Annotated in this window: 21 protein-coding genes and 1 pseudogene; 2 read left to right on the top strand and 20 right to left on the bottom strand. The window is 43.1% G+C overall.

Annotated features, from left to right (window positions below; genetic code table 11):
- Nucleotides 1-12 precede the first annotated feature (12 nt).
- Nucleotides 13-1,359, bottom strand: coding sequence for a S8 family serine peptidase (locus AR334_RS25625; RefSeq protein WP_066320777.1), 1,347 nt, complete (start codon nt 1,357-1,359; stop codon nt 13-15).
- 182 nt (nt 1,360-1,541) lie between these two features.
- Nucleotides 1,542-2,327 (bottom strand): ABC transporter ATP-binding protein, encoded by a 786-nt coding sequence (locus tag AR334_RS25620; protein ID WP_066320775.1) that lies wholly within the window; start codon nt 2,325-2,327, stop codon nt 1,542-1,544.
- Nucleotides 2,328-2,605: 278 nt separating this feature from the next.
- Between AR334_RS25620 and adhE the strand changes: the two genes are divergently transcribed.
- Nucleotides 2,606-5,206, top strand: a complete 2,601-nt coding sequence (gene adhE, locus AR334_RS25615; protein WP_066320773.1) for a bifunctional acetaldehyde-CoA/alcohol dehydrogenase — start codon at nt 2,606-2,608, stop codon at nt 5,204-5,206.
- Nucleotides 5,207-5,270: 64 nt separating this feature from the next.
- Here the strand turns inward: adhE and AR334_RS25610 are convergent, their stop codons facing one another.
- The 5 genes from AR334_RS25610 to AR334_RS25590 all read right to left on the bottom strand — a co-directional run bounded on the left by AR334_RS25610 (nt 5,271) and on the right by AR334_RS25590 (nt 9,043).
- A complete protein-coding gene (locus AR334_RS25610; protein ID WP_066320769.1) occupies nt 5,271-5,870 on the bottom strand; it encodes a short chain dehydrogenase in 600 nt (199 codons plus the stop codon).
- Nucleotides 5,871-6,052: 182 nt separating this feature from the next.
- The gene (locus AR334_RS25605; protein ID WP_066320764.1) at nt 6,053-6,520 is read right to left on the bottom strand and encodes a flavin reductase family protein; all 468 of its coding nucleotides are present in this window, start codon (nt 6,518-6,520) and stop codon (nt 6,053-6,055) included.
- A gap of 69 nt (nt 6,521-6,589) precedes the next feature.
- Nucleotides 6,590-6,871 (bottom strand): hypothetical protein, encoded by a 282-nt coding sequence (locus tag AR334_RS25600; protein ID WP_066320762.1) that lies wholly within the window; start codon nt 6,869-6,871, stop codon nt 6,590-6,592.
- 20 nt (nt 6,872-6,891) lie between these two features.
- Nucleotides 6,892-8,307, bottom strand: coding sequence for a radical SAM protein (locus AR334_RS25595; RefSeq protein ID WP_066320760.1), 1,416 nt, complete (start codon nt 8,305-8,307; stop codon nt 6,892-6,894).
- The gene (locus AR334_RS25590; protein WP_066320757.1) at nt 8,300-9,043 is read right to left on the bottom strand and encodes a prolipoprotein diacylglyceryl transferase; all 744 of its coding nucleotides are present in this window, start codon (nt 9,041-9,043) and stop codon (nt 8,300-8,302) included. The genes AR334_RS25595 and AR334_RS25590 overlap by 8 nt, the downstream gene beginning before the upstream one ends.
- A 202-nt stretch (nt 9,044-9,245) precedes the next feature.
- Between AR334_RS25590 and AR334_RS25585 the strand changes: the two genes are divergently transcribed.
- Nucleotides 9,246-9,800, top strand: coding sequence for a GNAT family N-acetyltransferase (locus tag AR334_RS25585; RefSeq protein ID WP_066320755.1), 555 nt, complete (start codon nt 9,246-9,248; stop codon nt 9,798-9,800).
- 13 nt (nt 9,801-9,813) lie between these two features.
- Here AR334_RS25585 and AR334_RS25580 read toward each other — a convergent pair whose 3' ends face one another.
- The 13 genes and pseudogenes from AR334_RS25580 to AR334_RS25525 form a co-directional block, all read right to left on the bottom strand.
- On the bottom strand, nt 9,814-10,014 hold the full coding sequence (locus AR334_RS25580) for a hypothetical protein (RefSeq protein ID WP_066320748.1): 201 nt from the start codon (nt 10,012-10,014) through the stop codon (nt 9,814-9,816).
- Between the two features lie 52 nt (nt 10,015-10,066).
- The gene (locus AR334_RS30460; protein WP_253701371.1) at nt 10,067-10,435 is read right to left on the bottom strand and encodes a VOC family protein; all 369 of its coding nucleotides are present in this window, start codon (nt 10,433-10,435) and stop codon (nt 10,067-10,069) included.
- 369 nt (nt 10,436-10,804) lie between these two features.
- A pseudogene (locus AR334_RS30800) lies at nt 10,805-11,119 on the bottom strand (VOC family protein); the annotation flags it as partial.
- A 126-nt stretch (nt 11,120-11,245) separates the two neighbouring features.
- Nucleotides 11,246-11,791: an outer spore coat protein CotE gene (locus AR334_RS25570; RefSeq protein ID WP_066320744.1), complete on the bottom strand. Its 546-nt coding sequence runs from the start codon at nt 11,789-11,791 to the stop codon at nt 11,246-11,248.
- Between the two features lie 202 nt (nt 11,792-11,993).
- Nucleotides 11,994-12,449, bottom strand: a complete 456-nt coding sequence (locus AR334_RS25565) for a RicAFT regulatory complex protein RicA family protein (RefSeq protein WP_066320741.1) — start codon at nt 12,447-12,449, stop codon at nt 11,994-11,996.
- 1 nt (nt 12,450) lies between these two features.
- Nucleotides 12,451-13,995: a tRNA (N6-isopentenyl adenosine(37)-C2)-methylthiotransferase MiaB gene (miaB, locus tag AR334_RS25560; protein ID WP_066320739.1), complete on the bottom strand. Its 1,545-nt coding sequence runs from the start codon at nt 13,993-13,995 to the stop codon at nt 12,451-12,453.
- Between the two features lie 235 nt (nt 13,996-14,230).
- Entirely contained in the window at nt 14,231-15,097 is an 867-nt protein-coding gene (locus tag AR334_RS25555; RefSeq protein WP_066320737.1) for a 2-oxoacid:ferredoxin oxidoreductase subunit beta, read from the bottom strand.
- Nucleotides 15,098-16,834, bottom strand: coding sequence for a 2-oxoacid:acceptor oxidoreductase subunit alpha (locus AR334_RS25550; RefSeq protein WP_066320736.1), 1,737 nt, complete (start codon nt 16,832-16,834; stop codon nt 15,098-15,100). It abuts the gene before it with no gap.
- A 481-nt stretch (nt 16,835-17,315) separates the two neighbouring features.
- Nucleotides 17,316-17,576, bottom strand: a complete 261-nt coding sequence (gene spoVS / locus AR334_RS25545; protein WP_038541258.1) for a stage V sporulation protein SpoVS — start codon at nt 17,574-17,576, stop codon at nt 17,316-17,318.
- A 206-nt stretch (nt 17,577-17,782) separates the two neighbouring features.
- Nucleotides 17,783-18,580, bottom strand: a complete 798-nt coding sequence (locus tag AR334_RS25540) for a TIGR00282 family metallophosphoesterase (RefSeq protein ID WP_066320735.1) — start codon at nt 18,578-18,580, stop codon at nt 17,783-17,785.
- A gap of 84 nt (nt 18,581-18,664) precedes the next feature.
- Nucleotides 18,665-20,224 carry a ribonuclease Y gene (gene rny, locus AR334_RS25535; RefSeq protein ID WP_066320734.1) on the bottom strand — a complete coding sequence of 520 codons (1,560 nt, stop codon included), beginning with the start codon at nt 20,222-20,224 and terminating at the stop codon, nt 18,665-18,667.
- A 311-nt stretch (nt 20,225-20,535) separates the two neighbouring features.
- Nucleotides 20,536-21,579, bottom strand: a complete 1,044-nt coding sequence (gene recA, locus AR334_RS25530) for a recombinase RecA (protein ID WP_066320733.1) — start codon at nt 21,577-21,579, stop codon at nt 20,536-20,538.
- A 411-nt stretch (nt 21,580-21,990) separates the two neighbouring features.
- Nucleotides 21,991-23,247, bottom strand: coding sequence for a competence/damage-inducible protein A (locus AR334_RS25525; RefSeq protein WP_066320729.1), 1,257 nt, complete (start codon nt 23,245-23,247; stop codon nt 21,991-21,993).
- Nucleotides 23,248-23,279 lie beyond the last annotated feature (32 nt).

Raw genomic sequence — 23,279 nt, 5'->3', positions numbered from 1 at the left:
TGCCTTGTATTACTATTTTAACGCGTTAACAGCATTAATTAGTCCAAATCCAGAATTCTCATCGTAGCCTGGTTTAAACACGTCTTCCGCTGACGATTGGATGATATGTTTTACCTGGGCAGGTTTTAGTGTATCCTTGCCGTATTTGGCTATGATGACTCCGGCTAACGCGGCTGTTTTTGGAGCGGCCATTGACGTGCCGGCATAATATGCATAGCCGCCAGGTACAGAACTTAAGCAAAGGTAAGTACTGTCTCTGCCTGTCTTTGTCACTGGATCATAATTCGGGCCATAATCCCCGCCTGGAGCCATAACGTCAATTTTTCCTACTCCGTAGTTTGAATAGAAGGTTAAATTTTTCAATTGACCTCCGGCAGAAACACGAATCATGTTTTGGCTGCTTGGGCTGCGGTGTGTAGCACCTTTATCGTCTCCGGATAACTTACCCGGGCTGCTAATGTCCACTCCATTATTACCGGCGGAACCAACAACTGTGACCCCTTTTTGAATCGCATATTGAATGGCACGATTAAATAAATTCACATCGGCAACAATGTCCTTTGTGGCGTAGTCAGGATCCTGGAACCAGTCATAGCCGCCTAATGACATATTCACTACATCAACATTGTCATCTGCCGCGGTCATAAGTGCCTCGGCAATGTGTGCGGTTTCAGCCCCACCAGTTGGTCCAAAGACGCGGTAGGCTGCCACTTTTAGATCAGGACCGATCCCCATGATTCTTCCTTTACCGGCAATGGAACCGGCAACATGAGTGCCATGTCCGTCTTCATCCATTGCATCCGGATATCCCGGTACAAATGATTTTCCGTACGCATAATTTGCCTTAACATCAGGATGTGTATAATCAATTCCTGTGTCGATCACCGCAACTACAATATCATCTCCAGAAGCAGATTTTCCTGTTCCGCCTGGCATGCTCCATGAAGCACCATTATTTGTTACCTGTTTGATATCCCATTGTGAACTTTCATATAGGTCAGCACCAGCAACAGCATCCAGTTCCACTGTTTCCTGATAAACTGGCTTTTCCGGGTAGATTTTGTTTTGAACACCGGCCTCCTGAACTAGGTTTGACTTTTTAACCTTTTCTAAAAAGCTGGCATCTGTCGAACTTACTTCGACTGCACCTAGCTTATCAAGCTTGGCTGTAACTTTCCCACCGGCATCCTTCAGTAATTTATCATATCCGGCAGGTAGTTTCGCTTGATCTTTAAAAATAACTATGTAGTCCTTGCTCACTGGTGCGGCATTGGTTTTTGGAACTCCTCCGCTAAAAACAACAGAAGCCCCCAATGTCAGTGCCAATGCACTGCCGAATAACCTCTTTTTTAATGTCATAATATTTCCCCTTTTCTATTTATTCAATCCTATTATAGTTCATTTAAATCACTCAATATATCAGTCTGATGGAGCAATTCCAGGGCGATTTTAATAGGTAATATGACCTTGTTTTTAGAGAACCTTTTATAAAAACATGAAAATAGTATTAGGAAAAGGCACAGTATCTACCGTGCCTTTTGTTACTGCATTTGTAATTTTGACAGTAGAGGTCTCCCATTCTCCCAAATCACACTTACAGGAAGCCCGAAAAACTGTGAAAGCTGTTCACTTGATAGCATCTCTTTTGTCGCCCCCGTTGCAAAAACCTGGCCATCCTTTAGTAACAAGGTTTTATTAAATACAGGCAAGATCTCTTCCACATGATGTGTCACATAAATAACGGTTGGCGCAACCGTTTTTTTTCCAATCGTTTCAATTGATTCCAACAGTTTTTCGCGTGCAATAAAATCTAGGCCATTTGTCGGTTCATCCAAAATAAGCAGGGAGGGGTCAGCCATTAAGGCCCGGGCAATTAACACCCGCTGTTTTTCCCCTTGCGATAAAGTTTCATAGTTTCGGTTCGCATACTCTAGACAACCCAAGTCTTCCAGTAGACCTATAGCTTTTTCTCTCATTTGATCTGTTGGGGTTTCATAAAGCCCAATAGAGGCAAACGACCCACTCAGCACCACTTCAAAGGCATTATCACCCCTATGAAATTTCTCCTGGAGGGAGGACGACACAAAGCCGATTTGCTTGCGCAACTTTTCCCCAAGATAGTGTTTGCCGAACTCCATTCCTAGCACGTTAATTCTCCCCTTTGTTGGGAAAAAGTAGGCATTTAATAGATTTAAAATGGCCGTTTTCCCGGAACCATTCAATCCAAACAAGACCCAGTGCTCCCCTTTGTCTATTTGCCAATTCACATCATTTAAAATCCAGTTTCCGTCTCTAACCAAGGAAACTTCCTCTAGTTGTAGGATCATCCGTATTCTCTCCTCTACGGTAAATCTTTTAAATATAATATTATCAAAATTTTTTAAAAATAAAAATATTTAAGTCTAATTTACCACCAGTTGTATTTTTTGAACATTCTATGAATTTATCCCTTCAAAGGGGCAATCCCCATTTTTCGCCACATTTTTCTACAAATTTCTTCCCTCATGATTGCTATATTTGATGACAGATTGGTAATTGAGCAGGCTTCACTTTATGCAGTTTGTTCAAAAACTAACAAACTTCAATTATGGGGAGGAAGTTTTTTATGGCAGTAGATGAGAAGAAAGTACTACAAAAGCAAACGAGCATTTCCGTTGACCGATTAGCCGCTCAAGGGGCCCAGGCACTCGAAGAGTTTCGCGGGTTTACACAGGAAATGGTCGATGAAATCGTCAAAGCAATGGCGCTGACAGCACTTGAAAACCACGAAAAATTTGCAAGGATGGCCGTTGAGGAAACGAACCGGGGATTATTTGAGGACAAAATCTCAAAGAATATGTTTGCTACCGAGATGATCTATCACAGCATTCGGGACCTAAGAACTGCCGGAATCATTAGTGAAAACGAACATGAAGGAACCTATGAAATGGCCGAGCCAGTTGGTCTAATTGCAGCCTTGGTGCCTGTAACCAATCCTACTTCCACTGTTATATATAAATCTCTTATTTCGTTAAAAACAAGAAATCCAATTATTTTTGGCTTTCATCCCGTCTCGCAAAATTCCGGGAGGTTCGTGGCCGAACTGCTTAGAAATGCTGCAGTAAAAGCCGGAGCTCCGGAAAATTGCATCCAGTGGCTTGAAAGTACTACCCTTGATGGTATCGAGGCACTAATGAAACATCCAAAGGTTTCGTTGATACTTGCTACCGGCGGTTCAAGCATGGTTAAGGCGGCCTACTCCTCCGGCAAGCCGGCAATTGGCGTCGGACCTGGAAACGTCCCGTGCTATTTTGAAAAAACAGCGAATATCAGGCGTTCGGTTCAGGACTTGCTGCTGTCCAAAACTTACGACAACGGGATGATTTGCGCTTCTGAACAAGCCCTGATTATCGATAAAGAAATCTACACGGAAGTTATTACTGAAATGATTGCCAATCATTGTTATTTCTTGAATGAAGAGGAGAAACACCAGTTGGAGAAAGTGGCAATCCGACAGGAAACCGGGTTACTCAATCCGATGGTTGTCGGACTACCTGCCTACAAAATTGCCCAAATGGCTGGAATTGAAGTGCCAGCTGAAACAAAGATTTTGGTCGTGGAATTGGAAGGAGTCGGTCCAAAGCACCCGCTTTCCTGTGAAAAATTAAGCCCGATATTGGCATGCTATAAAGCAAATAGTACGGAAGAAGCCCTCAAACTTGCCGAGGCGACATTGGAGTACGGCGGACTGGGACACACAGCATCTATTCACAGCACCGATGATAGTATCGTTGAACAATTTGCAATGAGGATGAAAGCAGGCAGGGTCCTTGTGAATACACCTTCAGCACAAGGGGCAACCGGAAATGTGTACAATGATTTTCTGCCGACCTTAACTCTCGGCTGCGGCACCTATGGAGGCAACTCGGTCTCCACCAATGTCGGTGCCATGCATTTGATTAACATTAAAAAGGTGGCGAAACGGAATGTAAATGCTCAAATCTTAAGGACGCCGCCACAGATCTATTATAAAAAGAATTCCATTCAAGCCTTGGAGGTCATTCCTAATCTATCCAGAGCCTTTATCGTAACCAGCCCAAGCTCGGTTAAGTATGGCTACGTGGAAAAGATTCTTCATTATTTGAAGAAACGCCCTGATTTTGCGGGATTTGATGTCTTTACCGACGTTGAGCCGGACCCAAGCATTGAAACCGTCGTGAAGGGAGCAGAATTGATGATGCATGCCCAGCCGAATATCATCATTGCTCTAGGGGGCGGTTCCGTACTGGATGCAGCAAAAGCCATGTGGTTATTTTATGAGCATCCTGAGGTGGATTTCCATGCCTTAAAGCAAAAGTTCCTAAACCCGAGAAAACGAGTAGTTACTTATCCGAAGCTTCGGGAAAAAGCAAAGCTGCTTGCCATCCCAACTACATCCGGTACTGGTTCTGAGGTCACTTCATTTGCTGTCATTACCGATAAGAAGGCGAACATCAAATATCCGCTATCTGATCCGGAATTACTGCCAGATATCGCGATTATCGACCCACAATTTGCAATGACAGTTCCAAAGCACATTACGGCGGACACGGGGATGGACGTGTTAACCCATGCACTTGAAGCGTTTGTGTCGGTTGTCGCCAATGATTTTACCGACGGCCAAATTATTAAAGCAATCCAGCTTGTTTTTGAATACCTACCTAGAGCTTACCGAGATGGAACCGATGCAGTTGCCCGCGAAAAAATGCATTACGCTTCGACCCTTGCTGGACTCGCATTCAACAACGCCTATTTAGGAATCAACCATAGCCTAGCCCATTCGCTCGGAGCCGAGTTTAACATTGCCCACGGCCGGGCCAATGCCATCTTCCTGCCGCATGTGATTCGGTATAATGCCATCAAGCCGACGAAATTCACTCCGTTTGCGGGCTATGAAGCTTTTGTAGCCGATAAACGCTATGCCGAACTGGCCAGGATGCTAGGTCTTCAGGCCCGAACCACGGAGGAAGGAATCGAGAGCCTGATTGAAGCGATTGTGGGATTGGCAAAAGAGCTTGATATGCCGATGAGTGTCGCCGAGTGCGGGGTCGAACAAGCAGCATACGAGGGTAAAATTTATCAACTCGCATTGAATGCCTTTAACGATCCGGATACGAATGTGAATCCTAAACGGCCGCTTACACGGGAGTTAGTCGAAATCCTTCGCCTAGCCTATAAAGGGATTTAAAAACTATACTTAAAAAACACCAGATTACTCCGAGACAGTTTCGGAGATAATCTGGTATTTCTTTTTAATAAACCCTGTATGTTTGCCCTGTTTGCGCTCCTTCGACGCTTTTTCGGTAGGCTTTGGCTACCCGGCTTGCTGGTACAGGTTCAAAGCCAGGGAAAAACGGACCATACTTTTCCAAAGATTCTTCTATAACATTCGGGCTAACATTATTGATCCGGATTCCCCTCGGAAGTTCAATCGCGGCTGACTGGACAAATGCTGTAATCCCACCACTGGCCATCGCTGCAGACACACCACCTTTTATAGGATCATCCATAATCACCCCAGTGGTTAACGTAAAGCTGCCAAAATCGTTTACATGATCCAGTCCAAGCAGTACAAGGTTCACCTGGCCTTTTAACTTACTTTGTATTGATATCTCATTTTTCTCCGGAGTCAGCTCAGTTAGTTGACCAAAGTGTGTATCACCTGCTGTAGTGATTACTGCATCCACATTGCCAACCGACTGATACATTGATTTGATACTTTCTGGTGATACCATGTTGACAAAAAAATCCGCCTTCGACCGTCCTGCTGTTATCATTTCATGCTGTGCCGATAGTTCTTTATAAACAGCACTTCCAATCGTACCCGTGGCACCTATCATTAAAATTTTCATTATATTATCCCCCTAAATTAAGATTTCCTGCTTAAAATTATGTTGCTTTATTTATACTATACCCACCTATAGTATGTAAAGTGTTTTAAAAAAATACCTGCCGGTTTCGTTCGACAAAATTCGAATCTCTTTACAAAAAAACCAGCATTCATACTGTATGAATGCTGGTTTTTGAGAGTATCCTATTCCGCTAGTGAACGATATTTTCCACTAAAATAAATGAGTGGTTCTTGATTTGTTTCATCTAGTTTAATTTCCTTAACCCTTCCGATAAACAAAGTGTGATCTCCCTCAACATGCTCTGCTGATACTTCACAAACCACTTGGGCCAATGCACCCGGCAATACAGGGATCCCGCCGAGTCGATCAAACACTACTTCTCGGGGATCTTTTATCTGTTTTGCAAAAATCATCGATTCTTCCTGTTGTTCTGCAGAAAGAATATTGATAGAAAACGACTGGCTCTGCTTTATTTTTTCAAGCATTTGCGCTTTTTCAGCGATGGAAACCACCACAAGTTTGGGATTCAGCGATACGGACATAAAGGCATTTGCCGTCATCCCATGTACCTTTCCGTCAACTTCCGTTGCCACCACTGTTACCCCTGTTGCAAACTTACCCATTGCGTCTCTAAAAAGCCGATCGTCCAATTGGTCTCCCTCCCATAACTAACATTCATATATGACTATAACACTTGGCAGCCTAACAAAACAAATAACTTACCCGCCAAGGCCAGAAATAATAATGCCAAAGCAAGCGGTAAACAACAAAACATTGAGGCCAAGACCGATTAACGCCCCCTGTCCTAGACGCTTTTTCCCCTTGGTAAAACTAACAATCGGAAGAATAATTAGAGCCACAACCGCGATACACAAATAGGCAAAAAACGCCTCGGAAAAGACGAACAAAACCAGCAGGCCCAGAACATAAATACCCAATGTAATTCCTATCCCAAGCCAAAGGTCTTTTAAATTTGCCTTATTCCCCTGATTTTGAACCATGCCTCCATCTCCTTATTTGTCTACTTCATCAACGTTCTTACTTCCAGCTCCTGCTGAATTTTCTTCAGCTCCTGTTCTTTATCATCACGGTAAAATAAATTGTACGTATCAAACGGAATGATCCGTCCATCCGGGTGCGCGATATGGACACAGGACTTCTTAACCGAGCGGACATCAAAATTATGTGCATCCAAAAACTGCATAATGATCACTCGGAACACGTTATCGTAACCGATTTCTCCCGGCATAGCCACCTTAGGCAGACAGCAAAGCAAATCCTTTAAAGACAAAGCCGATGAGTCCGGTGAATGATTTAAGGAAAACAATTTAAAAATCATATTTTTAATATTGTCGTCTTGCTCAAAAACAATGGTATTTCTCTCGCCTTCCAACAATATATTGGGATCGATCAATCCAGTCAACGGAGTGACCTCCCCGTTTACCTTCAATGCATAGCCCATCGCCAAACAATCCGGATGGCACGGAACCGGGATGATATCCTTTGGCCCGAACACATTGGATTGGTCGATAATCATTTGCCTTACTTCACTAAGAGTCAAACGATTTACCGCTGGGTCGTATTCTTCCAGTCTGCCGGCAGCCTGAATTGGCTGGAAAGTGACACCGCGGACGCACTTTTGCTGCAAGCCATACTGAATGATTTTTCCGACTTCCTGGTCATTTAAGCCTTTTTTCAAAGTGACAACAAGAGTAGTAGAAATATTGAACTCATTCAGATTTTCAATCGCTTTTTGGCGAATATCCCGCAAGTCGACTCCTCTCAATTCCTCCAAGGCTTCTTTTTCAAAGCTATCAAATTGTAGGTAAATTTCAAAGCCAGGCGAGTAGCTGGCAAGCCGTCTTACAAATTCTTTATCGTTAGCAATTCGCAGCCCATTTGTATTCACCATTATATGACGAATCGGCCGTGATTTTGCCAGATCCAATATGTCAAAAAACTGCGGGTGAATCGTTGGTTCCCCACCGCTGATTTGGACAATATCTGCCTGTCGCTCATTTTTTATAATGCTATCGAGCATAAACTCGATGCTCTCTAAGCTGCGGAAGGTTCCTTTTTGCGGTGATGAATCTGCATAACAAATCGGACATTTTAAATTGCATCTTTCGGTAATCTCCAAAAGGGTCAAACAGCTATGCTGTTCATGGTCCGGGCAAAGCCCGCAATCGTAAGGGCAGCCATATTTTATCGGCGTATTCCAGCGGTAAGGCATTTCCGAAGGTTTGATAAATTCCCGGCACCACTTGTAATAGGCTACATCCGTGGAAATTAATACCTTTTCACGTCCATGCTGCAAACAATTTTTTACTAGATAAACCCGTTCATTTTCGATGATGACTTTTGCTTCGACCTTCCGTAAACATGTTGAGCAGATGCTGTTGGTCAATTCATAAAACAAGTAGGGACGGTTAGGCATGAATTTCTCTCCTCTTTTCGATTTGTTTTTTATTGATCAGCCAAATGTAATACAGGATGCCCAGTAAACTGGCCAGTTGAATATTGTTGAAAATCCAATAAGGGTGTGGTGTCGGTTTAATAAAATCAATGAAGAAACGGAACATGAGATAGCTTAGCATGAACAATTGGAACAGAAGCCCTTCCCAGCCGGCATTTTTCCGTTTTATTTGAAGCAATGTGAAGGCTAACAGTGCCAAAAAACCAATTTCATATACTTGCGTGGGGTGGCGTTTAATCCCATCACCAAAATCGACACCGGTCATCCAGGTGGTTGCGGTGCCGTATGTATGGTCATCCAAACCGGTCAAAAAGCAGCCAATTCGGCCAATCATCATTCCGACTGCTAAGGGAAGCACAAAATCATCACCGGTGGAGCGCGTCCAGCCAATGCATTTCTTTGCTGTTTCGACGCCAATTAATCCCCCCAATAAACCGCCGACAATCGTTTTACCCTCGATTAAATAAAAGAGATTAATCCAGTTTTCCATCGTTGCCTTTGGATTTTCAAACCAATATAGAAATTTTGAGCCTAATGCCGCCCCCAAAATCGCACCAACAATGACCCAAAGCGCCTGATCCATTGGAATTCTCTCTTTATTTCTAGTAAATAAATAGACCCGAAAGCCAATAAAATAGGCGAGTGATTCAAATATCAAATGGGGATGGATGCCAAATATATAAACCGGGAAATCCACCAGTTCACCTCTTTTCTACTATTAAAACCTATGTTTCTTTTTTATCTTATCAGACAACAGGAAAAATTTATCATCTTTTTTAAAAATTTCCTAAATGGATTTTAACCTCCGTAACAAGGTGAATTTCTTCTTTATTTTTCGGGAAACAACTTATACACTTATTAAAGAGTGTAGATCTCTAATTGAAAGAGAGGGTAAAATCGTGACATTTCCTGTCTTAGAAACTAAAAGAGTAAAATTGATAGAAATCACCCAGCACCATGTGGACAGTCTTTTTGAAATTTTCTCTTCGGAAGAAGTAACAAGGTTCTACGGTTCCGAACGCTTTACCTTGCCGGCAGAAGCGGTAAAATTAATTGATATGTTCCAAAAAAACTACCTGGATAAACGTGGTATCCGCTGGGGAATTAAGTTAAAGGAAAACCAAAAAATAATCGGAACGCTTGGTCTAAACGGATTGCAATTAAAAAACAAACGAGCGGAAATAGGTTACGAGTTGCACCCCAACTATTGGAGAAATGGTTATGTCTCGGAGGCGCTGCAGGAGGTCTTAAGCTTTAGCTTTGAGAAATTGGATTTGTATCGGATCGGGGCTGTCGTATTTCCGGAAAACGAACCATCTTTAAAGCTTCTTGAAAAATTCGGCTTTGCCAAAGAGGGCCTGCTGAGAGGCTACATCCAACAAGATGGAGAAGTCCATGACACCTATACATTATCCTTGTTAAAACCGGAATGGGAAGAAAGCCAGCTTGACTAAGGCTGGCTTTCTTTTACTCTTTAAAATACTCCTTAAACTCCTTCGGGTCTTTTACGTCTTCACCATCATAATAGGGGTTATTCTCTGTAACATTTTTCGGATCAAGATTGGTTTTAATCACCAGCATCGGCCCTGATGGACTGTCGGCAATGATTCGGTCGTTTAGCTTATCGAAATCCGGCATCTCCTTATTTCCCGGCTGTTTTGGTTTCATTGAACACACCTCCTCAGAGATAGGATGCTGATTTTACTCAAAAACATGCACCTTATATCCCTGCAGTGTTCATTAGGACAATTCTCCAGCCATCAGGATCCTCAATCGTCACTCCCCCTCGTCCCCAATAGGGATTTTCCGGTTCTACCTCACGATAGCCCATTACCGCCAATTTATGTACCATCTTTTGGAGCTCGAACAGATTGGGGATATAAAAAACCAGCAAGTGCTCTTTTGTTGGACGGGGCAGTTCCATCGGTTCTTCACATTGAGTGAACTCAAGATGATAGCTGTGGCCAGGTGTGCCAAACAACACCCCATCATAGCCTTCATGACCGTGAAACTCGCCTATCTTCTCCAGCCCTAGGCCATTCTCGTAAAAATCAATAATTTTCTCGATTTGATTAGTGGGCCGGGCCATACGAAATTGGACTGCCGGTACCTGCCCGCTCCATTCCTTACGAACGACAATTTCGTAAGGCAGCTCCTGATGAATAAATTTACCCTCATGAAGACCCGATACTACTGCCCTAATTGGATGAATGGTCGCTCCGCGATCTGTCGGATACCAGTTCCGCCCCTCCTTTACAAGGACAAAAACCCCTTCTTGATTTCCGTAAAATGCAAATCTGTCATTTTCACTTTTTTGTTCGTCTTCAACGAAATCCGAAAGATTATTTTGCATTTCACTGATATCCTTTACCGGCAGCCCGATTTCGCCAATATCATACCATCCTGAATCCGGGGCCACGCCTCCCCAATGAAACGGACGTTCCAGTAATTCGAGAATATTTCCGTCAGGGTCATTGAAGTAGGCCTGCTTTCCCTGCCAAAACATGCTGAATTGACCGTTCTCATCAGGCAGTAAGAGGTTTTTATCCGATAGTCTTTGAAACATATAATCAAAGAACTCAGAACCGGTTCGAAAACAAAGATGATAATATGGCACTTTCGTATCGTGTTCAAACACTAATTTTGAAGTACCTGCCATTACACTGAAATGTGTTTCCGATTCGCTTATGATGGGCATATTTAAAGTTTCACAATAGAACTTTTTCATGGATAAAATATCAAAACATTTTACATTTACCTGATATATTTTCATGTTCTCTTCCCCCTTTGTTTTATTATAGCCAGGGTGAACCGTTGTTTTGTCGGTCTTTAGACTGATGTTATCCCCATCTATTTTATGAAAAAGAAAAACTAGGAAGCAAAAACCTCCTAGTTTGAATTATTCTTCTTCTCCGCCGACCAAGAAATCCGGATTCAGTTCCTCGAATTCCTCATCATCGACGTCCATGCCCCATTCATCGTCATCATCTTTGCATCCTTCAGGATTGACACGGACGCAAACCTTCGTTTCACCGATTACCTCGACCAGGAATTCCCTTTCGACATGGACAATGATTTTGTTGCCATTAGGGGAAATCACTGCTTCACACGTATTTGGCTGTTGCAATACTTTTGCTACGATTTCGTGGTCATCCATGCTATCATTGTCACGGTATTTTAACTTGATGACATCGGTATACTGAACCCGTTCTGTAACAACTTCAGTTCTGGTGTTATCATTAAAGGAGTACCATGCATTGATGTCATAAGAGCCGTGTATCTCAACTGTTTTACCAACTTTTTTTGCATTATATTTATGGTTGATAACCCAACAGCCGAGAACGCTTGATGGATTATGTGCCGGGCTAATCGTATGATTGGACTGGGTAAATTTACGTCCTTTCGCTACTACGGCCTTCGCAAATATCTCTCTGTATTCTCCCATTTCGCGCGAACCCTCCTCATTTCTGTTTCATTTCATCCTATGCGAATGTCTAGACTAGTGTGATATATAATCTTTGAATACTGGAAAATCTTTAACTCATGCTTTATCTTATGCGGGATTAGTAGGTGTGTGCCATGGGAGGACATTTTTCAAAAGAGGACCAAAGAAAAAAGCCAGGCCAAAAATGGGCCTGACTTACATATTAATGATCGTGATCGCAATCATCATGTCCAGCGCATTCTCCGCCGCCGTTTTTCATGCTGGCGCCTGTTTCCCCACGAAGGACATCTCCACCGGTTGAAATGATAATTTCATCGGTGACTTTATTAGAAATCGTTGATGCAATCAATTGCAGCAAATCATTTACATCCACTTGTGATTGTTTAAATTCCTGAACAACCGGAATTTCATCTAATTCCTGTTCAAGCTGAGCCATCTTGTCTTCAACCTTCTTTAACGCTTCAGGTTTGCCGTAATGCTGCAAATTCACTGCCTGCTTCTGCAATCCTTTAATATCAGAAATCAGTGCAGTTACCTTTTGGTTGTCATGAATGGCTGCTTCTGCTCGCTTAAAGAAGTCCACTTCCTCTGTTTCTGCAATCATTCGTGCCAATTCCGCTGCTCGAGCGACGATATCGTCTTTCGTATACTTCGCCACTTTAGTTCACCTCTGCTGGTTCTAATTCTTCCACCATTTCTCCGTTTAATGACCATGTTTTTGTTTCGGTAATTTTTACTTTCACAATTTTTCCAATTGCTGATTTAGGACCGATAAAGTTTACCAACTTGTTCTTGGTTGTGTAACCTGCTAGGACATCAGGGTTGTTTTTGCTTTCCCCGTCCACAAGAACCTCAACAATTTGGCCTTTATATTTTTTCATTGCTTCAGCCGAAAGTTCGTTCACAAGGTTGTTCAGGCGCTGCAAACGCTCCTTCTTCACTTCCATCGGAACGTTATCCTCCATTTTTGCCGCAGGAGTTCCCTCACGTGGAGAATAAATGAACGTATACGCTATTTCAAAGCCAACTTCACGATAAAGCGACATCGTTTCTTCGAATTGTTCATCCGTCTCATTTGGATAGCCAACGATAATATCCGTTGATAGTGCGACATCCGGAATCGCTGCTTTGATTTTTCTAACAAGCTCTAAATATTGTTCTCTTGTATACTTACGAGCCATAATCTTCAATACATCAGTAGACCCTGATTGAACCGGAAGGTGGATATGATCCATCAAATTGCCACCTTTTGCCAGAACTTCAATCAAACGGTCATCAAAGTCACGCGGATGGCTAGTTGTAAACCTGATTCTTGGAATATCGATTTTACGCAATTCCTCCATCAAGTCGCCAAGGCCATAATTTATTCCCTCAAGGTCTTTACCATAAGCATTAACGTTTTGGCCCAGCAGGGTAATTTCTTGGTAGCCCTGGGCCGCTAATTGTCGCACTTCCTGGATAATTTCCTCGGGAAGGCGGCTTCGTTCCTTACCACGTGTAAAAGGCACGATGCAGTAGGTACAGAACTTGTCACAGCCGTACATAATGTTAACCCATGCTTTAATATTGCCGCGGCGTTCCTTTGGAAGGTTTTCAATAACGTCACCTTCCTTGGACCATACCTCAACGACCATTTCCTTGGACATATAAGCTTCATGCAGAATGTTTGGCAAACGGTGAATATTATGGGTTCCAAAAATCATATCCACTTGCTGATACGTTTTCAAAATCTTGTTTACAACAGATTCTTCTTGAGACATACAACCGCAAACACCAAGCAATAAATCAGGCTTTTCCATTTTTAACGCTTTTAGATGGCCAAGTTCCCCGAATACTTTATTTTCCGCGTTTTCGCGAATCGCACATGTATTAAGAAGAATCACATTGGCATCCTCGGTACGGTCTGTAGGCTCATAGCCCAAAGCCAAAAAGATGCCGGCCATTACTTCTGTATCATGTTCGTTCATTTGGCAGCCATATGTGCGGATATAAAACTTGCGGCCTTTACCCATTCCGCGAAATTCTTCCGGAATTGCAAAATCATTGTGATACTTAACTTCTTCTTTACCGCGCTTCTTAGCATCTTTTAAGGATGGCGCCGTAATGACTTGCTCAAAGTATTTGCTGTAATCCTTACTAGATTTTTTGTCCGAAGAATTAGCAGCAGCTACTTGCTGGCCTTCTAATCGTTGCTTTTCATTCATGTGCAATAACCCCTTTCTCAGGATCTTGTTTCTATCAGATTAATTTTTTCGTTTTTTTGCCTGTACAGCTGTTTTTCTTAATCTGCACATTATTATAGTATAAAGGTTTGCGAGACTGAAAACAATAGAAAATCCAGGCTGCATTTGACATCAGCAAAAAATCCCGAGGCAAAATCGCCTCGGGATTTTTATTACGTTGTCTAGCTTCAGCGCATAGGCGCTTCCGCTTTTCGGATTACATAAATTCTGCTACTAATTTATCAAAATAATTCTGATCAAGGCCGAGGTCCGCTTGTGTTAACGGAGCTTCAGCGTAACCATGAACAAGTTCTTGATATGATTTTCGCTCAGTGTTTTGGTAAATAAGGCCAGTCACTAAACCATTATGCTTCATTAGCGTTTGCATGGCCTCTTCACGATTATGCGGGTCATAGCCTTCCACATCGCTCAACTTGGTCAAGTTTTCTTTGAACCAGTCATACGTGTTGACTTTATTATAGGTTACACAAGGGCTGAATACGTTAATTAGCGAGAAGCCTTTGTGATTGATCCCTGCTTCGATTAAGGCAGTCAGGTCTTTTAAGTCAGTTGAGAAGCTCTGGGCAACAAACGTTGCTCCAGCAGTTAATGCCAGTTCCATTGGAGAAATGGCTTGCTCAATCGAACCTGCAGGTGTTGATTTTGTTTTAAAACCTGCAGCAGAACGTGGAGATGTCTGCCCTTTTGTTAATCCATAAATTTGGTTATCCATAACGATATAGGTAATATCAATGTTACGACGGATAGCGTGAACCGTATGACCCATACCAATGGCGAACCCGTCACCGTCACCGCCGGAAGCGATAACCGTTAAGTCACGGTTTGCCATTTTAACGCCTTGAGCAATTGGAAGTGAACGGCCATGAATTCCATGGAAACCATATGAATTTATATAACCGGAAATCCGGCCGGAACAGCCGATTCCGGAAATAACCGCTAAATTTTCAGGCTCTAATCCAACATTTGCAGCTGCACGCTGCATTGCCGCTTGTACAGAGAAGTCGCCACAGCCAGGGCACCAGTTCGGTTTTACATCGTTACGAAAGTCTTTAAATGTGGCCATTTAGAACAACTCCTTAGCTTTTGAATATACTTCATGAGGTAAGAACGGATTCCCGTCATATTTCACATGTTTGACAATCTTATTGGCATGTCCAACGTTCATTTTCATGATATTGGCCAATTGACCTGTTGCGTTGTTTTCCACTACCACAACTTTTTTCGCTGATTGAACCAATGGAAGAACCTCGTCAGTTGGGAATGGGTGAATTAACCGGATATGGGCATGATTTACTTTCAGCCCGTCCTTTTCAAGACGTCCCATTGCTTCTTCAATTACTCCACGAGTCGAGTTGAAACCAACGAAAAGAATATCGGCATCTTCATGCTTGGCATTCTTATAAACCGGCATATTGAAACGGATGTTTTCGACTTTTCTCATCCGCTTATCCATTTGAGCTTTACGGTTTTCAGCAGATTCAGATGGCTTACCAGTTTCAGCGTGTTCAACGCCTGTCACGTGGTGAATGCCGTTTTTCATTCCAGGAATAACACGCGGTGAAACGCCATCTTCGGTCACTTCATAACGCTTGAAATAGCCTTTGGCTTCAATTTCAGGAAGATCTCCTGTTAGCAATTTACCACGTCTAATTTCTACCTTACTAACGTCTAAAGGTTCAACCGTTTGTTTACCTAAAGATAATTGCAGGTCAGATAAAACAATAACCGGAACTTGGTATTCTTCAGCAAGGTTGAATGCCTCAGCAGTATCATAAAATGCTTCTTCTACAGTACTTGGAGCTAACACGATTTTTGGAATTTCACCGTGTGTTCCGTAAATCATCGCCATTAAGTCGGATTGCTCTTGCTTTGTTGGCAGACCGGTTGAAGGGCCGCCACGCTGGGTGTCAACAATCACAAGTGGGGTTTCGGTCATACCGGAAAGGCCGATTGCTTCCATTTTTAAAGAAAGTCCAGGTCCTGCAGATGCAGTAATAGTACGAACACCAGCATAGTTGGCACCGATTGCCATTGTCGCTGCAGCGATTTCGTCCTCCGTTTGAATGACAGTACCTCCAAGTGCCGGAAGCTTTTTAATTAAGTATTCCATAATCTCAGATGCCGGAGTGATAGGATAAGCAGCCATAAATCGGCAACCGCCAGCAATCGCACCTAATGCGATGGCATCGTTTCCAATCATGAACATCCGCTTTTTGCCGTCCGCTTTTTCAAGTTGCATTGTTTGAACGCCTGCACCAAGATTAGCTTTCAGATTATCAAAACCTGCTTTGATTGCATCCATATTCTTGGCAACAACTTGATCGCCTTTTCTGCCAAAAATTTCTCTGACGACTTCTTCAAACACTTGAATATCTAAATCTAATACCGCAGCAGTAGCACCAATAGCAACCATGTTTTTCATGAGTGATGTGCCAAGCTCTGTCGCTATTTCTGTGAATGGAACCGCATACAAGCTTGCTTCAGTATCCTCAGGTTTTTTTGGATTAAATTTGGCATCAGCTAGGATGATCCCTTTGCTATGAAGCTCTTTGTAGTTTACGTCAATCGTTTCCTGGTCAAAAGCGACAAGAATATCCAGGTCATCTGAAATAGTACGAACCTCTGTTGTACTAACTCTGATCTTATTGTTAGTATGGCCGCCTTTAATACGTGATGAAAAGTGACGATAGCCATACAGGTAATATCCCAGGCGATTCATTGCAATTGCAAAGATTTCCCCAGTACTTTCTATGCCTTCCCCTTGTTGTCCGCCAACTTTCCACGAAAGTTGCTTGATCATGTCTTACACCCCTTTGGATATGTAAAAGATATTAATTGAATCATGTATTAGTGTAGCACTTTTCCAAGTAAACCACTAGAAATTAGCCCTATTTTTACGCTTTAAAGAGATAAAACTAGAGTCATGGATACGTACTAAACGCTTACAATTCTAGACCTATGTGCAAAAAATTGCAACCCTTTGGCTCGAAATATTGTCTAAAATATGAATATTTTTTTATAATTTTAAATTAATACGTTTTTACCCTTTAAAACTGCCGCCAAAACCCGTTGATTTAACATTTTTACCAATTAGACCTATTTTCAGACCTTCAAAGATTCATATAAAAAAAGCTTTTTACTCATATAGCAGAATAATATCTTTCAAGTGAATGATGGGCGCGGCAGCTTTTTGTCGACACAAAAATACCTGCTTGTATAATACAACCAGGCATAAAGATTGGGATGTTTCTTTATCCACGGTTCAAAAATGGAATGCTCTGTTACCGTGGTTCCACAATTAATTTGATAGCTGTGCGTTCTTCCCCGTCAATCAAAATATCGGTAAACGCAGGGACACAAATCAAATCAACTCCGCTAGGCGCCACAAATCCTCGTGCGATTGCTACTGCCTTGACGGCTTGATTTAATGCACCCGCTCCAATTGCCTGTATTTCCGCTGCACCTCTTTCACGCAGAACTCCGGCAAGTGCACCAGCTACAGAATTAGGATTAGATTTTGCTGAAACTTTTAATATTTCCATTCCTAGCTCCCCCTTGTAAAATCCCGATTCCGCATGAGCAGTTTCATGAACAAATCAGGTATATAACATTCCACTGCTACTATATTCACTTTACAAATGACATATTCCAGCTTGGACAAAAAAAGAAAAGCGGAAGTGCCTTGACCAGGCGCTGGAGCTGGACAATTTGCAAAGAAAAAAAGAGCAAAGTTTTTTGCCTTTGCTCATTAAGAATAAAACGGGTGATCATCGTTTATTAATATAGGGGTGATTTTCTTCGCTAAACCCGTTTTTGGGTCCAATTCAATATTAACAGCACTTAGTTGGGCTCTGCCCTCCTTTGGCACTTCAAAACGAACTGGGAGGCTTGTCAAGAACCGCTTCAGCACTGCCTCCCTTTCCATGCCAAGAATGCCATCATAGGGACCGGTCATCCCCACGTCTGTTAAATAGGCCGTTCCGCCCGGAAGAATCCGCTGATCTGCCGTTTGTACATGTGTGTGTGTTCCGACTACCGCCGACACCTTGCCATCCACATACCAGCCCAAAGCCTGCTTTTCACTGGTAACCTCCGCATGAAAATCGATAAAGATGAATGGGGTTCTTTTTCGGGCAGTTGCAATTAATTCATCCGCTTTTTGAAACGGGCAATCAATCGGATTCATGAACGTCCGGCCTTGTAGATTAATAATTGCCACTTCAAAGTTATTTATTTTTAGAAAAATAAGCCCTTGTCCAGGAGTGCCCTCCGGGAAATTGGCCGGGCGCACCAAATATTTTGCTTTATCAATAAACTCAAAGATTTCCCGGTTATCCCAAGCATGGTTTCCAAGCGTGACGGCCTGTGCACCCTGTTCTAAAAATTGCCGATAGATCTTTTCGGTAATGCCTCTTCCGCCTGCTGCATTCTCACCATTAATGATGGTCAGGTGCGGCCGAAATTTTTCCTTTAATTTTGGCAAAAATTCCTTCACCATATCTCTGCCAGGCGAACCGACAACGTCGCCAATAAAAAGTAAGTTCATATCCTTGCCCTTTCACTGTTTGATAGCTTAAAGTTTACCACATTTCTTTTCCTTACAAAAATAAAGCGGCGCATATGCACCGCTTTATTTTGCGTATTCAACAGCCCGTGTTTCACGGATAACTGTTACTTTAATATGTCCCGGATAATCAAGCTCTTCCTCGATGCGCTTACGGATATCGCGAGCCAATCGGTGGGCGGCAAGATCATCTATGGCATCCGGTCTTACAATGATTCGCACTTCACGTCCGGCCTGAATCGCAAATGATTTCTCAACACCCTCATAGGATTCCGAAATCTCTTCTAGCTTTTCGAGGCGGCGAATGTAGTTTTCAAGTGTTTCGCTGCGGGCTCCCGGTCTTGCAGCAGAGAGTGCGTCAGCAGCAGCGACTAGAACCGCAATGGTTGATGTTGGTGCTGTATCGCCATGGTGTGAAGCAATACTGTTGATGACGACAGGATGTTCCTTGTACTTCGTAGCAAGTTCGACCCCAATCTCAACGTGGCTTCCTTCGACTTCATGGTCAATCGCTTTTCCAATATCGTGCAGCAGTCCGGCGCGTCTTGCCAACGTTTCATCCTGACCAAGCTCAGCAGCAAGCAATCCAGAAAGCTGAGCTACCTCCATGGAGTGTTTCAGCACGTTTTGTCCGTAGCTTGTACGGAACTTCAAGCGACCAAGAATTTTGATCAAATCCGGATGGAGCCCATGCACCCCAACTTCGAATGTGGTCTGCTCCCCAACTTCACGGATGTATTCATCCACTTCACGGCGGGACTTCTCGACCATTTCCTCAATCCGGGCAGGATGGATTCGTCCATCTTGAACAAGCTTTTCAAGGGCTAAGCGTGCCGTTTCCCGACGGATAGGATCAAAACCGGAAAGAATAACGGCTTCCGGAGTATCGTCAATAATTAAATCGATACCGGTCAACGTCTCAAGGGTACGAATATTACGTCCTTCACGTCCGATAATCCGTCCCTTCATTTCGTCGTTTGGAAGGTTTACCACTGAAACAGTTGTTTCAGCAACATGGTCCGCAGCACAACGCTGGATGGCGAGCGAAAGAATTTCCTTCGCTTTCTTATCAGCTTCTTCCTTTGCACGATTTTCGGTTTCTTTAATCATCATCGCGGTCTCAAAAGCAAGTTCCTGCTCTGTTCGTTCCAGGATAATTGTTTTTGCTTGATCGCGGGTTAAGCCGGAAATACGTTCAAGTTCTGTTTGTTGTGTACGTACCAACTCGTCCACTTTGCTTTCCATCTCTTCAATATGCTGTTGTCTTTGGTTTAGAGAATCATCCTTTTTTTCTAAAAGAACTTCACGCTTGTTTAACGATTCATCCTTTCGGTCTAAATTCTCTTCTCTTTGCAGTAAACGGTTTTCTTGTTTTTGCAGTTCATTTCTTCGTTCACGAACCTCACGCTCTGCTTCTGTTCGAAGCTTGTGAATTTCATCCTTTGCCTCTAACAGGGCTTCCTTTTTAAGTGAATCCGCATCACGTTTTGCATCTTCCAAAATCGATTCTGCAGCATTTTTTGCCCCTGCTATTTTTGCTTCAGCAATGGATTTACGAATAAAATAGCCAACAACGGCACCGACGATAAGGCCAAGCAAAATGGAGATGATTGTAATTAGGTCCATCATTACACCTCCTCTTGCTATGAACTTTTGTTAGATTTTTTAAGTGTCGGCATGTACATTGTTTAGACTCAACATACACCAAGCACTAAGGCTTTTCGCAATGTAATATTTCCAAAAATGTAAAATATACATGTTAATTGTAAAGCTGGGACTTGTCATTGTCAAGGTTTTGTCAGAATTGCTTCTATAAATATTTCCAACTTATCTGGTTTGAGAACGGTTTCAATATGTATATTCGTCGGCTTTACTGCATAAAAATACATTTTTATAAAAAATGAGCAAAACCCGAACATGGGCCTTGCTCAAGAATATTAATTATCTAGCAATTCAAATTGCTCATCGTCATCGGTTTCGGTAACGACTTTTTCGCCATCTAAACCGTAATGCTCGCGGATTTTGGTCTGAATCTCCTGGCGAAGAACAGGGTTTTCCTTTAGGAACAATTTGGCGTTTTCACGGCCCTGTCCGATTCGTTGATCGTTGTAGGAATACCAAGAACCGCTTTTTTGGATAATATCCAATTCTGAACCGATATCGACGATTTCGCCTTCTTTGGATATACCTTCTCCATACATAATATCCACTTCAGCCGTACGGAATGGAGGCGCCACCTTATTCTTGACAACTTTAATTTTTGTCTTGTTACCGACCATTTCAGTGCCTTGCTTTAACTGCTCGGAACGGCGGACTTCAAGACGGATGGTCGAATAGAACTTCAGCGCACGTCCACCAGGTGTTGTCTCGGGGTTACCAAACATGATCCCAATTTTTTCGCGGATTTGGTTAATGAAGACAGCGATTGTTTTAGATTTGTTGATTGAACCTGATAGTTTACGAAGGGCTTGGGACATCAAGCGGGCCTGTAAGCCTACGTGAGAGTCTCCCATTTCACCTTCAATTTCGGCTTTTGGTACTAGAGCTGCTACAGAGTCGACAACGATAATATCGATTGCGCCGCTTCGCACAAGCGCTTCAGCGATTTCAAGGGCTTGTTCACCTGTATCTGGCTGGGATAATAATAATTCATCAATGTTAACGCCTAGTTTTTGTGCATAAGTTGGGTCCAATGCATGCTCAGCGTCGATAAACGCTGCTTGTCCGCCTTTTGCTTGAACTTCTGCAATAGCATGGAGAGCCACGGTGGTTTTACCTGAGCTTTCTGGTCCATATATCTCGATGATCCGTCCCCTTGGGTATCCTCCTACACCAAGTGCTGCATCCAGTGCCAGGGATCCACTCGGAACTGTTGAAATCTTCGTTTCCGATTGTTCTCCCATTCTCATGATGGAACCTTTACCGAATTGTTTTTCTATTTGTTTTAGCGCCATTTCTAAGGCGGCCTTTCGGTCACTCACAAATAGTTCCTCCTTTTATAATTAAATTAAAATTATTGCTGGAATCTATGAAATTGAAACCTATTAATACTATAACCTCTTTCGGATGATTTGTCGAGCAAAAACACGAACATCTATTCGACCTTTTTCTAGGTAATTATTATGGTATAAGAAACAAATTTACCCACGAAAAGAAGTTTTTCTGGTGGGGGTTTGAAAGAAAAAGCCTTATTTGCTTATTTTCAGATAATTTAATAGTGCATAACCAATTCTCTTGAAATGGGAATTATTTATAGTGACCCTTACAATGGTTTTTTTCGCTCTAGAGGGCACTATGTTCCTTCCATAAGGACACCTTATCCCCAATTACCCACAATTTTGTCTTCATAAACGGCCCACCCCTTCCCCAAAAAACAAAAAAACACAGAACGCTCATCCAGCATCCTGTGATTCCTTCAAATATTTCAACAAATAGTAACAGCCAAACTTTACCGCCCGGCCACGGTTGGCTTCGCGCGTTCCGCCAAGACTAAGTTTCTCAACGATCACCGGAAGCCCTGCAACCGAAATACCGATATATACCGTTCCAACCGGCTTGCCTTCCAACTCATCCGGTCCGGCTACACCAGTAAAACTGATTCCGATATCAGCCCCAAAGATCCGTGCCGCATTCACCGCCAGTTCCCTGGCACATTCCTCACTTACCGCTCCATGGGCAGCGAGAGTCTCCGGGCGGACCCCAACGACCTTCTCCTTGATTTCGTTCGAATAACAGACGACGCCGCCCTTAAACACCGAACTCGCCCCGGAAATGGAGGTGATTTCCTGCTGAAACAATCCTCCGGTTAAACTTTCTGCAGCGGTAACCGTCCATTTCTTCTCTTTTAAGACCTTCGTCAATTCTTCCAACAATGAAGTATTATCATAACCGTATAAAAATTCGCCCACGCGCGCCCTGATTTTTGCTTCCACGTCATCTAGCATTGCCTGAGCCGAGGCAACATTCTTATGTTTGGCGGTCAACCTTAGAGTTACTTCTCCGTCACCGGCAAGCGGGGCAATGGTTGGATTGCTTTGGGCTTCAATTAAATCAAGGACCTCTGTCTCCAATGCTGCCTCACCGATGCCAAAAAACCGCAGCACCCGGGAGACAATTTGTTCCCCAGAACCGCCAAACCCTGCCAGAGCAGGCCCTCCATATTTCAAAAACATCGGCTCCATCTCTTTTGGGGGTCCTGGCAGTAACATATAAATACGTCCGCCACCACCCTGATAAATCATCCCGGGAGCCATCCCATGGTCGTTGGGCAGAACTTGAGACCCCTTCAAAATCAATGCCTGTTTTCGGTTATTTTCCGTCATTGCCCGATTGGTTCGTTTAAAGAAATGTTCAATCGATACCAGCGCGGCTTCGTCCATGGTCAGTTCTGTTCCAAGATGGCGGGCAATCGTTTCCTTCGTCAAATCATCCTTTGTCGGGCCTAAACCGCCGGTAAAAATAATCACATCCGACCGCTTCTCAGCGATTTCAATCGCCGACTTTAGCCTGTCCGGATTGTCCCCGACAACAGTGTGAAAATAAACATCAATCCCCAGCCCCGCCAGTTGCTGAGATAGAAACCGTGCGTTGGTATTTACGATTTGGCCCAAAAGCAGCTCCGAACCAACTGCAATAATCTCAGCATTCACAAACTGCCCCTCCTTTTTCAAAGGTTTACAGA

The organism is Bacillus sp. FJAT-29814 (genome assembly GCF_001510715.1).
In the GTDB taxonomy this organism is placed as follows: domain Bacteria; phylum Bacillota; class Bacilli; order Bacillales; family Cytobacillaceae; genus Neobacillus.
This window is presented reverse-complemented; position numbering and strand designations above follow the sequence as displayed.